11 protein-coding genes are annotated in these 13,268 nt (G+C 75.3%); 8 read left to right on the top strand and 3 right to left on the bottom strand.

Annotated elements, in window-relative coordinates; translation table 11 throughout:
* The first annotated feature begins 37 nt into the window (after window positions 1–37).
* From ACLQ27_RS20075 to ACLQ27_RS20085, 3 genes are all read left to right on the top strand, one after another.
* Window positions 38–463, top strand: coding sequence for a DUF350 domain-containing protein (locus tag ACLQ27_RS20075; protein WP_234586527.1), 426 nt, complete (start codon window positions 38–40; stop codon window positions 461–463).
* Between the two features lie 99 nt (window positions 464–562).
* Window positions 563–1,255, top strand: a complete 693-nt coding sequence (locus ACLQ27_RS20080; protein ID WP_425868103.1) for a helix-turn-helix transcriptional regulator — start codon at window positions 563–565, stop codon at window positions 1,253–1,255.
* 127 nt (window positions 1,256–1,382) lie between these two features.
* On the top strand, window positions 1,383–1,760 hold the full coding sequence (locus ACLQ27_RS20085) for a VOC family protein (RefSeq protein ID WP_234586532.1): 378 nt from the start codon (window positions 1,383–1,385) through the stop codon (window positions 1,758–1,760).
* A 226-nt stretch (window positions 1,761–1,986) separates the two neighbouring features.
* Here the strand turns inward: ACLQ27_RS20085 and ACLQ27_RS20090 are convergent, their stop codons facing one another.
* Window positions 1,987–2,466 (bottom strand): hypothetical protein, encoded by a 480-nt coding sequence (locus ACLQ27_RS20090; RefSeq protein WP_357496618.1) that lies wholly within the window; start codon window positions 2,464–2,466, stop codon window positions 1,987–1,989.
* Between the two features lie 202 nt (window positions 2,467–2,668).
* Here ACLQ27_RS20090 and ACLQ27_RS20095 point away from each other — a divergent pair, with 202 nt between their 5' ends.
* Entirely contained in the window at window positions 2,669–3,559 is an 891-nt protein-coding gene (locus tag ACLQ27_RS20095) for a virginiamycin B lyase family protein (RefSeq protein WP_425868106.1), read from the top strand.
* Between the two features lie 108 nt (window positions 3,560–3,667).
* Here the strand turns inward: ACLQ27_RS20095 and ACLQ27_RS20100 are convergent, their stop codons facing one another.
* Window positions 3,668–4,603 (bottom strand): S66 peptidase family protein, encoded by a 936-nt coding sequence (locus tag ACLQ27_RS20100; RefSeq protein ID WP_425868108.1) that lies wholly within the window; start codon window positions 4,601–4,603, stop codon window positions 3,668–3,670.
* Between the two features lie 125 nt (window positions 4,604–4,728).
* Between ACLQ27_RS20100 and ACLQ27_RS20105 the strand changes: the two genes are divergently transcribed.
* A complete protein-coding gene (locus ACLQ27_RS20105) occupies window positions 4,729–5,496 on the top strand; it encodes a type 1 glutamine amidotransferase (protein WP_234586542.1) in 768 nt (255 codons plus the stop codon).
* The gene (locus ACLQ27_RS20110; protein ID WP_357496624.1) at window positions 5,496–8,618 is read left to right on the top strand and encodes a bifunctional [glutamine synthetase] adenylyltransferase/[glutamine synthetase]-adenylyl-L-tyrosine phosphorylase; all 3,123 of its coding nucleotides are present in this window, start codon (window positions 5,496–5,498) and stop codon (window positions 8,616–8,618) included. The genes ACLQ27_RS20105 and ACLQ27_RS20110 overlap by 1 nt, the downstream gene beginning before the upstream one ends.
* Before the next feature lie 7 nt (window positions 8,619–8,625).
* Here the strand turns inward: ACLQ27_RS20110 and ACLQ27_RS20115 are convergent, their stop codons facing one another.
* On the bottom strand, window positions 8,626–10,305 hold the full coding sequence (locus tag ACLQ27_RS20115) for a hypothetical protein (protein WP_425868110.1): 1,680 nt from the start codon (window positions 10,303–10,305) through the stop codon (window positions 8,626–8,628).
* Between the two features lie 44 nt (window positions 10,306–10,349).
* Between ACLQ27_RS20115 and mptB (ACLQ27_RS20120) the strand changes: the two genes are divergently transcribed.
* Both mptB (ACLQ27_RS20120) and mptB (ACLQ27_RS20125) read left to right on the top strand, forming a co-directional pair.
* Window positions 10,350–11,750, top strand: coding sequence for a polyprenol phosphomannose-dependent alpha 1,6 mannosyltransferase MptB (gene mptB, locus ACLQ27_RS20120; RefSeq protein ID WP_425868112.1), 1,401 nt, complete (start codon window positions 10,350–10,352; stop codon window positions 11,748–11,750).
* 14 nt (window positions 11,751–11,764) lie between these two features.
* Window positions 11,765–13,225 (top strand): polyprenol phosphomannose-dependent alpha 1,6 mannosyltransferase MptB, encoded by a 1,461-nt coding sequence (gene mptB, locus ACLQ27_RS20125; protein ID WP_425868114.1) that lies wholly within the window; start codon window positions 11,765–11,767, stop codon window positions 13,223–13,225.
* The last annotated feature ends 43 nt before the right edge of the window (window positions 13,226–13,268 follow it).

Here is a 13,268-nt window from a genome sequence, read left to right on the forward strand (position 1 = left end):
CCGGTACCCCTCCGGGCGGAGAGTCGGGAGGCAGTCGGTGCTGGAGGATCTGCTCAGCGGTGCCTGGCAGAGTGTCGTGTTCGGGATCGTCGGCGTCGGGCTGATGGCTGCCGGGTTCGGGCTCGTCGACCTGCTGACCCCGGGACGGTTGCGGGAGCTGATCTGGGTCGAGCGCAACGCCAACGCGGGGTTGCTGCTCGCCGCCAACCAGCTCGGCATCGCCGGCATCGTCTTCACGGCGATCCTGACCAGCTACAGCGACTTCGGCCGGGGGCTGGCCTCCACCGTGCTCTTCGGGCTCGTCGGGCTGGCCATCATGGCGCTGGCCTTCTTCGTGCTCGACCTGCTCACCCCGGGCAAGCTCGGTGAGGTCATCTGCTCGTCCGAGCCGCACCCCGCGGCCCGGGTCAGCGCCGCCACGCACTTCGGCGCGGCGCTGATCGTCTGCGCCTGCATCGCCTGAGGCGGGTGGCCGGTGGCCTGAGGCCGGTGGCCTGAGCGTGGCCGCTTGAGCCTGCCGCGTCCGGGGTGGTCGTCGTACCCCGGCCGTAGCGTGCCGGGCATGAACCGCACGGACCGGCTCTACGCCCTGGTCGAGGAGCTGCGCGCGGTGTCGCCCCAGCCCCGCAGCGCTCGCTGGCTCGCCGCCCACTTCGAGGTGAGCAGCCGGACCATCGAGCGGGACATCGGCGCGCTCCAGGAGGCCGGGGTGCCGATCTGGGCCGAGCCCGGGCGCACCGGCGGCTACGTCCTGGACCGCAGCCGCACCCTGCCGCCGGTCAACCTGACCCCGGCCGAGGCGGTGGCGATGGCCGTCGCGCTGCACCGGCTCGCCGGCACCCCGTTCGCCGGGCCGGGCGCCACCGCACTGCGCAAGCTGGTGGCGGTGCTGCCGGCCGCCGACGCCGCCGAGGCACACCGCCTCGCCGGCCGGGTGCACCTGATCGGCGACGGGCCGGCCACGCCCGTCCCGGCCACCGTCGCCGACGCGGTCACCGCGCGGCGGGTGCTGCGCATCCGGTACGCCGACCGCGCCGGCGTCGACTCGGTGCGCGACGTCGAACCGCTGGGCTACCTCGGCAACCCCCGACACTGGTATCTGCTCGCCTGGTGCCGCATGCGCGACGAGCTGCGCTGCTTCCGTACCGACCGGATCGGGGACGTCCAGGCGCTGCCCGAGGTGGTGGTCCGGGAGCTGCGCCTGACGGATCTCGACATCCCCCGGGAACGGGTCCGGCCGCTGAGCCTGGTCTGAGGCGGGTCCTTCACACACCGATCTCCGTCGGGTGATCCGGAAACACCGACAGGACGGTGTCGCGGACGGCCTCGAAACTGCTCTGGACGACGGCGAACCGCCGTCCCGGCAACTCTGGAGGCAGCACGTGTCCACGACGCCCATCACCTGGTTCGAGATCGGCACCGACCGGCCGGAGGAGGCGGAACGCTTCTACGGCGAGCTGTTCGGCTGGACCTTCGAAGAGCAGGGCGCGGGTAGCGGCGGGTCCTATCGGGTGACGGGTGCCGGCGGTGACACCGGAATCGGCGGGGCCATCCGGGCGACCGACGGGACGTCCCCGAACTACGCGGTGTTCTACGCCGAGGTCGACGACGTCGCGGAGACCTGCCGGCGAGCCGAGGCCGCCGGCGCGAAGGTGCTGATGCCCGCACGGACCGCACCCAGCGGTCTCACGCTCGCCCACCTGCTCGACCCGGCGGGAAATCGCCTCGGCGTGTTCGCACCCCCGCCCAGCAAGGGCTGAGGCGCGCGGATCCCGCGCGCCCGGGGCCGACGTCGGTCCCGCCACCAAGGGCTGAGCCGCGCGGATCTCGCGCGCTGGCGGGCCGACGTCGGTCCCACGCGCATGATCGACTCCAGGTCGCCGATGTGGCGGTGTCCGGGTGCGAGGGACGCCGCCACATCGGCGAAACGGGGTGGATCACGCCGGACCACCCCAGCCCGGGGTGGTCGGAGGCCGACCCGTCGGGCTACTTGCCCGGCGTACCTGCGGGAGCGCCGTGGCCGGCCGGCCCACGGTCGCCGCCGCCCGGCCCACGGTGGCCGCCGCCGGGGCCGGGGAAGACGCCGGCCTCGACGGCCTTGGTGATGGCGTCGGCCTGCTCCTGGGTGAGCTTGCCGTCCTTGACCGCCTGGTCCAGCCGCTCCTTGAGCGCGGCCTGCCGGTCCTCGGCGGACGGGCGTGCCGGACGGTCGGCGGGCCGGTGCTGCTCGCGGACCTTCTCCAGTGCGGCGGTCACCTTGTCGGTGGGGACTCCCAACTCCTTGGCGAGCGCCTCGGCGAACTCACCCTGCCGGTCGGCCTTCGCTCCGGGGGCGGGGGCGGTGCTGGCGGTCGGGGTCGGGGTGTCCGCGGCGAACGCGATCGTCGGGGCGGCGATCCCCACGCCGAGGACGCCCGCGGTGGCCAGGCCGGCCAGCAGGTGCTTCCTACGGATGGTGCGGGACATGCTGTCCTCCAGAAGGTCGGTGATGCGGCAATGTCGTCACCGACAGTGACGGGCGATCCTGGGCGCGACCCATGGCGACCCTGTCAGCCAGCTGACAATCGAGCAGCGGGCTGCCGATCGAGGCGGCGCTCGCTGAAATCGGTTGTGTCGTCGTTGGTCCGGCGGCCAGTGTTGGTGGTCGCCAACGGAGGGACACCGCACGATGACCGTCGACATTCGGGAGATTCCGCTCGCTGGGTCGGACTCCGGCCCGTACGGCATCACGGTTGGGCCCGACGGCGCGTTGTGGCTGACGCTGGTCCAGGCCGGCGGGATCGCCCGCCTGGGGTCCGACGGCGAGGTCCGGACGTACCCGCTGGAGCCGGCCGGCGGCCGCCCGTTGATCATCACGGCGGGTCCGGACGGCGCGCTCTGGTTCACCCGCTCCGGGGACGACCGGATCGGTCGGCTCAGCGTCGACGGCGAGCAGCGCACGATCGCCCTGCCGGCCGGCACCGGGCCGGGCGGCATCGCGGCCGGGCCCGACGGCGCGCTCTGGTACGCGGGCATGACCTCCGACGCGATCGGCCGGGTGGACACCGACGGGACGGTAACCGCGTTTCCGCTGCCCGTGACCGGCGGGTTCGCCTCGATGATCACCGCCGGCGCGGACGACGCTCTCTGGTTCACCCTCAACCGGGCGAACGCGATCGGCCGGATCGACCTCGACGGCCGGGTGACGCTGCACCCGTTGCCCACCGCGGACGCCGGGCCGGTCGGCCTCGCGCTCGGCGCGGACGGGGCCATCTGGTTCGTGGAGATCGCGGCCGGTCAGCTCGGCCGGGTCACCCCGGACGGCGAGGTGACCGAGATCCCGTTATCGGACCGGAACGCCCGGCCGCACGCCATCGTGGCCGACCCGGCCGGCGGCGCGTGGTTCACCGAGTGGGGCGCGAACCGGATCGGGCACATCGGTCCCACCGGACGGATCGAGAGCTACGACCTGCCCACCCCGCGCTCGGAACCCCACGGCATCACCCGGACCTCCGACGGAGTCTGGGCAGCCCTGGAGATCGGCGCAGTAGCCCACCTGACCCCGAACCCCACCCCCTGACCCACCCCCTGACCCCGGTGATCAAGAGGTTCGCGTCACGATCCGGCCCGGAAATGACCCGAACCTCTTGATCACCGCCGGGAAAGGGGTGCGGGCGGGTGGGTGGGGTTAGCGGACAGCGGGGGAGACCGTGAGGGTTCCGGTGTCGGTGTCCAGGGTTGCGGTGGTGCCTACCGGGACGGTCAGCTGGTCGGGGCCGTGGCCGATGGGGAGGCCGCCGAGGATCGGTACGCCCAGGTCGCCGAGGCGTTCGGTGAGGACGTCGACGATCGTGGTTTCCCAGCCGTCCCCGCATTCGGTGAACTGCCCGATCGCCACGCCGGCCAGCCCGTCCAGCGCGCCGGCGCGGCGCAGGTGGGTGAGCATCCGGTCGACCTTGTACGGGGGTTCCTGCACGTCCTCGATCAACAGCACGGCACCGGTCAGGTCGGGCAGGTCCGCAGTGCCGACCGACGCGGCGATCAGGCACAGGTTGCCGCCCAGCAGGGTGCCGGTGGCGCGACCCGGCACCCGTACGCCGAAGGTCTCCTCGGTGGGCACCGCCTCGACGGTCACCGGCTCGGTGGTCATCAGCGCCGCGTGCAGGGCCTCGGCGGAGCGCAGCGACGTGCGCTCGTCCCGCCAGGCGGCCCCCGGGCCGTGCACCCCGGCCAGCCGGGCGCCCCGCCACAGGGCGAGCTGCAACGCGGTGATGTCCGAGAAGCCGGCCACCACCTTCGGGTCGCGGCGGACGGCGGCCATGTCGATGGCGTCCACGATCCGCTGTGCGCCGTACCCGCCCCGCGTGCAGATCACGCCCCGCACCTGCGGGTCGGCGAACGCCGCGTTCAGGTCGGCGGCCCGCAGGTCGTCGGTGCCGGCGAGGTAGCCGTGGCGGGCGTACGCGTTCGGCGCCGGCACCGGCCGCAGGCCCCACCCGGTGAGCACCTCCATCCCCCGGGCGACCCGCTCCGGCGAGGTCGGCCCGGACGGTGACACCAGCAGCACCGTGTCCCCGGGGCGCAGGACGGGCGGGCGGACGACGGCCGAATCCTCGTTGATCACAATCGCAGAGCCTAACGACACCGCGGGGCCCGACGAGCAGCGAACTCCGGCCGTCGACGCCTGTGTACGCGCCGACCACCGTGGCGGGGCGTGGCGCTGTGCGACGTACCGGCTAGCCTCGACGCGTGGCAACCGCGCTGGTGATCGAGAACGACCCGACGGACGACGCACGCCGGTTGGGTGAGTGGCTGACCGAGGCAGGGCTGGAGCTGTGGGTGGTCCGCCCGCACGCCGGCGACGAGCTCCCCGCCGACCTGGAGGGGTACGCGGCGCTGGTGGTGCTCGGCGGCGACCAGCAGGCGTACCCCCTGCCGGACGGCTCACCCGGCGCACACTGGTTCCCGGCGGTGGAGGGGCTGCTGCGCAAGGCGGTCCGCTACCGGGTGCCGACGCTGGCCGTCTGCCTGGGCGCGCAGCTGCTCGCCACCGCGCATGCCGGTCTGGTCGAGCGGAGCCCGTCCGGGCCGGAGATCGGCCCCGGCGTGGTCGGCCGGCGCGACGCCGCCGAGGGTGACCCGCTGTTCCGGTACGTGCCGCTGATCCCGGACGTGCTCCAGTGGCACTCCGACGAGATCACCGAGCTGCCCCGGGGCGCCACCCTGCTGGCCGCCTCCACCCGGTACCCGCACCAGGCGTTCCGGCTCGGCGACCGGGCCTGGGGGCTGCAGTTCCACATCGAGTGCGACACCGCGATGATCGCCGACTGGGCCACCGACTCGGCCCAGCTCGCGGAGCTGGGCTACGACCCGGAGCTGGTCGTGGCGGCCTGCGACTCGGTGATGGTGGACGTCGAGGAGGTGTGGCAGCCGTTCGCCGCCCGGTTCGCGGCGCTGGCCCTCGGCGAGTTGGACGACAGCACGACGCGGCGTGGCCTGCCGCTGCTCGGGCACTGATGAGCCGGCCGACGAGGGCGCCGGGTCGGCTCGCCCGGTACGGCTTCGGGGTCGCCGACGGCGACGGCGGCGCTCGCGCCGCCGACCTGCTCGGCCCGGACGGGCTGGGCCTCTGGCAGCCGGTCGAGCAGGAGCCGGTCGACGAGACGGCCACGGAGCTGCTGGCCGCGCTGTCCCGGGCCGCCGACCCGGATCTGGCGCTGCGCCAACTGCACCGCATCGTCGAGGCCGAGACGCGGACCAACGGCACCAGCGCCGCCAGCACGCGGGCCGCCAGCGCGCCGAGCGCCCGCACGCCCCCCGCCAGCGCCGCCGGCGGAAGCGGCGCCAGCACGCCGAGCGGCAGCGGCAGCGGCGCGCGCTCGCCGCTGATCGCGGAGCTGCACGCCGATCCCGGGCTGCGGCGGCGACTGATCGCCGTCCTGGGCGCGTCGTCGGCGCTCGGTGATCACCTGGTGGCCAACCCGGAGCACTGTCTGGCGCTGCGCACCGCCCCGGACGGGCTCGCGCCGATCGCCGAGGGTCGACTGGAACCGACCGGCGACGGCAACCCCGTGGCGGTGCTGCGGACCGCGTACCGGCTGGCGTTGCTGCGGATCGCGGCGGCCGACCTCACCGGCGGCCGGGCCCTGGAGCAGACCATGGCCGCGCTGTCCGCGCTGGCCGACGCGACCCTGGCCGCGGCGTACGAGATCGCCGTCGACGAGCTGGCCGACGGCACCGAGCGGCCCCGGCTGGCAGTGGTGGCGATGGGCAAGTGCGGCGGCGGCGAACTGAACTATGTCTCCGACGTGGACGTGATCTTCGTGGCGGCCGAGGACACCGACCTGCCCGCCGCGACCCAGGTGGCGACCCGGCTGATCTCCATCTGCGGCATGGTCGCCTGGCCGGTGGACGCCGCCTTGCGGCCCGAGGGCAGTCGCGGCCCGCTGGTGCGCACCCTCGCCAGCCACCTGGCCTACTACCGGCGGTGGGCGCGCACCTGGGAGTTCCAGGCGCTGCTCAAGGCCCGTCCGGCCGCCGGTGACCTGCCGCTGGCCCAGGAGTGGATCGACCAGCTGGCTCCGCTGGTGTGGCGGGCCGCCGAACGACCCGAGGCGGTCGAGGACGTCCGCGCGATGCGTCGCCGGATCATCGACAACATCCCGCCGAAGGAGCTGGAACGCGAGATCAAGCGCGGTCCCGGCGGGCTGCGCGACATCGAGTTCGCCGTCCAGCTCCTGCAACTCGTGCACGGCCGGGGCGACGAGACGCTGCGGGCGCCGGGCACCATTCCGGCGCTGCGCGCGCTGGTCGCCGGCGGCTACGTCGGCCGCGCCGACGGCGAGTCACTGCTGCGCGGCTACCGCTTCCTGCGCAGCGTCGAGCACCGGCTCCAGTTGCAGGCCCTGCGCCGTACGCACACCGTGCCCACCGAACCGTCCGCGCTTCGCTGGCTGGCCGCCGCACTGGGTTTCACCGCCACGCCGGGACGCAGCGCCGTGGAGAGCTTCCGGGCCGAGTGGGTCACCCACGCCACCGAGGTACGCCGGCTGCACGCCAAGCTGCTCTACCGACCGCTGCTGGAGTCGGTGGCCCGGGTGCCCGCCGACGGGCTGCGGCTCACCCCGGAGGCCGCGCGGCACCGGTTGGAGATCCTCGGTTTCGCCGACCCGGCCGGGGCGTTGCGGCACCTCCAGGCGCTCACCGGCGGGGTGAGCCGCACCGCGGCCATCCAGCGGACCCTGCTGCCGGTGCTGCTGAGCGAGTTCGCCGACGCGCCGGAGCCGGACCGGGGGCTGCTCAACTACCGCAAGGTCTCCGACAAGCTGGGCAGCACCCCCTGGTACCTGCGACTGCTGCGCGACGGCGGTCCCGTCGCCCGGCGGCTGGCCCGGGTCCTGGCCCTCTCCCGGTACGTCGCCGACCTGCTCGCCCGCGATCCGGAGGCGCTGCGGCTGCTCGCCGAGGAGAACGAGTTGGCGCCGCGCCCACGGGCGGTGCTGCGGGAGGGTTTCCTGGCGGCGGCGGCCCGACACACCGACCCGGTCGAGGCGACCCGCGCGGTGCGGGCGCTGCGCCGCCGGGAACTGGTCCGGGTGGCGTGCGCGGACGTGCTCTGCCGCGCCGGCGCGCTCGCCCCCACCCCGACGCGGCCGGACGGCACGACGCGGCCGGCCGTCGGCCTGGCCGACATCACCGAGGTCGGCACGGCACTCTCCGACGTCACCGACGCCACTCTCGCCGCCGCGCTGCGCGCCGCCCGGGCCAGCCAGAAGGCACCGGACGGGCTGCGGTTCGCGGTGATCGGGATGGGCCGGCTCGGCGGGTACGAGTCGAACTACCTCTCCGACGCCGACGTGCTCTTCGTCTACGACCCGCCCGCCGGCAGCAGCGAGAGCGCCGCCAGCGCCGCCGCGCACGCCATCGCGGAGGAGCTGCGGCGACTGCTCGGGGTGCCCGCGCCCGACCCGCCGCTCGGTGTCGACGCCGACCTGCGTCCCGAGGGCCGGCAGGGTCCGCTGGTGCGCAGCCTCGCCGCGTACGCGCAGTACTACGCCCGCTGGTCGCGGGTGTGGGAGGCGCAGGCGCTGCTGCGGGCACGGTTCGTCTGCGGTGACGCCGACCTGGGCGCCGAGTTCGAGGCGATGATCGAGCCGGTGCGCTACCCGGCCGACGGGCTGACCCGCGAGCAGGTCGTGGAGATCCGCCGGATCAAGGCCCGGGTGGAGAACGAACGGCTGCCGCGCGGCGCCGACCCGGCCACCCACACCAAGCTGGGCCGGGGCGGGCTGGCCGACGTGGAGTGGGCCGTCCAGCTCGTCCAGCTCCGGCACGCGGGCAGAGTCCCGGAGCTGCGCGGCACGCGTACCCTCGACGCCCTCGCGGCGGCCGAGCGGGCCGGCCTGGTCGACCCGGCGGACGCCGCGGAGATGGCCGCCGGCTGGTCCCTGGCCGCGCAGGTGCGCAACGCGTTGATGCTGGTCCGGGGCCGCGCCGGTGACCAGCTGCCCCGGCACGGGGTGGAGCTGGCCGGGGTGGTCCGGCTGCTCGGCCGCGACGATCCGGGGGAGTTCCTCGACGAGTACCTGCGCACCGGCCGGCGCTCCCGCGCCGCCGCCCAGCGGGTGCTGGAGGCGTAGCGCCGGGTCAACTGCCGACGGTGTACTCGCCGGCGTGGGGAACGGTGACGGTGCTCCAGTCCCCGTCGGCGGTGACGGTGGCGCCGCCGGAGGCGACCAGCCACCGGCTGTGCCGGACCCGGACGGCCACCGGACCGGCGGTCGGGGCCCGGAAGGTCAGCGCCGCGCCGTCGGCGCGGACCAGTTCGGCGGGCGCGGCGACCAGCGGCGTCGGGTCGGCCACCGCCCAGACCCGCCAGTGCGCGCCGGACCAGACCGGCGTCAGGTACGGCAGGCCGCTCCCGACCAGTTCCGCCTCGGCCCGTCCCACCCAGGACAGCGGGGCGTCCGGCACCGCCACGTACTGCACGGCGTTCTCCGCCAGCCACGCCCGGTAGCTCTCCCGGGTCAGCGGCACGCCGGTGCCCGCCGCGCCGGGCACTGTGGTGAAGAACAGCGGGTTGCGGTCGATGTCGGCCTGCCGCAGCCAGCCGCGGGCCAGTGGCACCTCGCCGAGGCGGGCCGCCTCCCAGTAGTTGCGCGTCGGCGGCACCTCCACCCGGCCGGTGAGCCGCTGCCCGGCCAGGAACGCCCGCAGCGGCGCGTGGTAGCCGGGAGCGCTGGTCGGGTCGCCGATGCCGCGCAGGTCGGCGGGGACCACCGGCGGCTGCCACCCGCAGACGGCCACCAGCAGCGCGGCCAGGCCCACACCGCCCAGCAGGCGGGCCCGCCACGACCGCTGCGGCGTCCCGGTGCCGGCCAGAGCGGTGCCGGTCGGGGCGGTGCCGGGCGGCCCGGCGTTGGATGGCACGGCGTTGGGCGGCGCGGGGCGGGCGGCGTGCCGGCGGGTGAGGCGGGCGGTGAGCCAGGCCGGCGGCCGGGCGGCGGCGGCCAGCAGCGGCAGGGCGAACATCGTCGCCAGCCGGGTCGCGTTCAACCCCACCGGGGTGTGGACCAGCGCGGCGACGAGCACCCCGGTGGCGGAGAGGAGCGCGCCGTAGCGGACCGGCCGGTACGCCACCAGCGCCGCCACCACCAGGCCGGTCACCACCGCCCGCAGGGTGTCGGTGCGGCTGATGTTCATCCAGCCGCCGTCGCCGAAGAGCAGCGCGGTCGCGGCCAGCGGCACGGCCGCCGCGACACCCAGCGTCAGACCGTCGGCGTAGCGGCGGGTGAGCAGCAGCGCCACGCCCGCCAGGCCGACGAACAGGCCCGCCACCGGGCTCGTCGCCGACGCCAGCAGCGCGCCGACCGCGGCGAGCGCGAGACGCCGATTCCGGGGTACGCCCCGAGTCAGCGCCAGCAGCGCGGCCAGCCCGAACGCGACACCCAGGGCGTACGTCACCCGGCCGGAGACCAGGTTGCCGGCCAGCGTGACCACGCCGACCACGCTGCCCAGCAGCGGTCGGGGCACCGGGCTGCGGACCAGCAGCGCGGCCAGCGCGGCGGCCGACGCCACGAGCGCCAGCGCACCGGTGACCCGCACGCCGAGCACTGCCATCACCGGCTGGGACACGAGGCTGTAGCCGAACTGCTGCACCCCGCCGTACCAGCGCAGATCGACAGGTGTCAGACCGTGGGCGGCGAAGAAGTCCGCCCGGGCGACCTGGGCGGCGAGGTCCGATCCCATCAGCGGCAGGGCCAGCCAGAGCGCGCCGAGCACGACCGCGGAACCGGTGGCCACCGCCACCACCCGACTGCGCCGCATGCCCACCTCCGTACCGCGACAACCGTACTGGCAGCATGTCCGGCGTGCCTCACCACCTCGCGCGCTGGACCGGACTGGTCGGATCGGTGCTGCTCGCCGTCGCCGCGTTCCTCGGCGGCGCCCTGCCCGGCTCACCCCTGCGCGCCACCCCGGTCAGCATCTGGCAGGGCCCGAACGGGCCGCTGGTCCTCGCCGCCTGGCTGGTCGGCACCGCGCTGCTGGCGTACGCCTGGTGGTCGCTGCGCGACAGCGTGCCGTCGACCCGGTGGGCGCTTGTCACCGTCGGGCTCTGGCTGCTGCCGGTGCTGATCGCGCCGCCGCTGGCCAGCCGCGACGTCTACGCGTACGCCTGCCAGGGCGCCAGCTACGCCGCCGGGATCAACCCGTACGAGCAGGGTGTCTCCGCGCTGCCCTGTCCCTGGCTGGACACCATCTCCTACATCTGGCGCGACACGCCGGCGCCGTACGGGCCGCTGTTCGTGGTGCTCTCCGGCGCGGTGGTCAAGGCCACCGGCTCGCTGACCGGCGCGATAGTGCTGTTCCGGCTGATCGCCGTGGCGGGGGTCGCGCTGACCGCGGTCAGCCTGCCGGTGCTGGCCCGGCGAGCCGGCGTACCGGCCGCCCGGGCGGTCTGGCTGACGCTCGCCTGCCCGCTGGTCGCCGTGCACCTGGTCGGCGGCGCGCACAACGACGCCCTGATGGTCGGCCTGCTGGTCGCCGGGCTGGCGGTGATCGCCTCGCGGCCCGGCCGCCCCGGCCCGCTGCTCGCCGGGGGCGCGCTGCTCGGGCTGGCCGCCGCGATCAAGGTGACGGCGTTGGTCGTGGTGCCGTTCGCGGCGCTGGCCGCGATCGTCGGCGGGTACTCGATCCGCGCGCTGATCCGCCACGGCGGCTGGGTCGTCGGCGGCGCGGTCGCCGTCGTGGTCGGGGTGACCTTCGCCGCCGGACTGGACTTCGGCTGGGTCGGCGGCCTGGCCCGAGGCGGCGACGTGATCGCCTGGACGTCGCCGTCCACGGCGGTCGGCCAGACCGTCGGCTACCTGGCGGTTCCCTTCGGCGGGCATATCGACGCCCTGCCGGTCACCCGGGGGATCGGCATGGCAGTGCTGGCGCTGCTGCTGGTGTGGTTGTGGTGGCGGGCCCGCACCCGCGAGCCGCTGTGGCACGCCGCCCTGGCGCTGGCCGCAACTGTCGCCCTCGCGCCGCTGTTCCACCCCTGGTACTGGATCTGGCCCCTCGCGGTGCTCGCGGCTACCGCCCGGCGTACCGGATGGTTCATGGTGGTCGCGCTTGTCGCGTCGTTCCTGGTGCTGCCGGACGGCACCGGGCTGGCCCGGTTCACCAAGTCGGTCGGGGCGCCGCTGATGACGCTGTTGGTGATCGTGCTGGTCATCCGGTTGGTACGGTCGGCTCGGGCGGCCCGTCAGCCGGTCGCCGCCGACTGAGGGAAGGTGCGCCGGTGACCGCTCCCGGCGCGTCGCCGCCGCTTGCCGGCCCTTCGGTGGCCCGGTTCGCCAGGTACTCCGGCCTGGTCGGCGCGGTCCTGCTCACCGTTGCCGGGTACCTCGGCGGGGCGCTGCCCGACGCCCCGCTGGGCGCGACACCGGTGTCGATCTGGCGGGCCCCGCACGGGCCCGCGACGCTGACCTGCTGGCTCGTCGGCACGGCGCTGCTGGTCGGCGGCTGGTGGTCACTGCGCGCCGGTGCGCCGTCGGGCCGGTGGGCGTACGTCACCGCCGGGCTGTGGGTCCTACCGCTGCTGGTCGCGCCGCCGCTGGGCAGCCGGGACGTCTACTCGTACGCCTGCCAGGGCTGGACGTACGCGCACGGCGTCGACCCGTACGCGGTTCCGGTGGCGGCGGCCGGCTGCCCGTGGGTGGAGACGGTGGCGCCGATCTGGCGGGACACACCTGCCCCGTACGGGCCGGTCTTCGTGCTGCTCGCGGCGCTCGCGGTCACGCTGGGCGGCGGGCTCACCGGCGCGGTCGTACTGCTGCGGGTCCTCGCCGTGGCGGGCCTGCTGCTGGCGGCGTACTGCCTGCCCGCCCTGGCGCGGGCGGCCGGCGTGCCGACCCGGCGGGCGGCCTGGTTGGCGCTGGCCGCGCCGGTGGTCGGCGTGCACCTGGTGGCCGGGGCGCACAACGACGCCGTGATGCTCGGGCTGCTGCTGTGCGCGTTGCTGCTGGTGATCCGACGGCCGGGTCGACCGGGGGCGCTGCTCGCCGCCGGGGCGCTGCTCGGCCTGGCGGTCACGGTGAAGGCCACCGCCGTGGTGGTGGCCCCGTTCGCCGCGCTGGCCGCGGTGCACGGCCGGCACACCGTACGGGCGCTGCTGCGCGACGGCGGCGCTCTGGCCGGCGGGATGCTGGCCGCGTTGCTGGTCACCTCGGCGCTGTCCGGTCTCGGCTTCGGCTGGGTGGGCGGGCTGACCCGCAGCGGAGACTCCGAACAGTGGACGTCGCCGCCCACCGCCGTCGGCCTGCTGGTGGACTACGCCGGCGCGCTGGTCGGGGGCGACCCGCAGGCGGTGCCGGTGGTCCGGGCGGTGGCGCTGCTGCTGCTCGCGATCGTGGTGGTGGTCCTGTGGCTGAGGGCCTGGCGGGCCTCGGATGATCCGACCCTGGACCGCGCCCGGGTCACGCTGCACGGCGCCGGCCTGGCCCTGGCCGCCACTGTGGTCCTGTCCCCGGTCTTCTACCCCTGGTACGCGACCTGGCCGCTGGCCCTGCTCGCGCTCACCGCCACCCGGACCACCTGGTTCGTGCTGCCGGCCGGGGTGGCGACGTTCCTGGTCCTGCCCGACGGCACCAACCTGGCCCGCTTCACGAAGGCCCCCGGCGCGGTGGCGATGACCGCTCTGCTCCTGTTCCTGCTCCTTCGGGTCGGTCAGAACGGGCTGAAGCGTCCGCCACGTCGATGATCGCGGTCCGCTGCTCACGATCGCGCTCGAACAGGGAAGTAGT

Origin of the sequence: Micromonospora sp. DT63, from assembly GCF_049841615.1 — a bacterium.
Lineage (GTDB): Bacteria > Actinomycetota > Actinomycetes > Mycobacteriales > Micromonosporaceae > Micromonospora.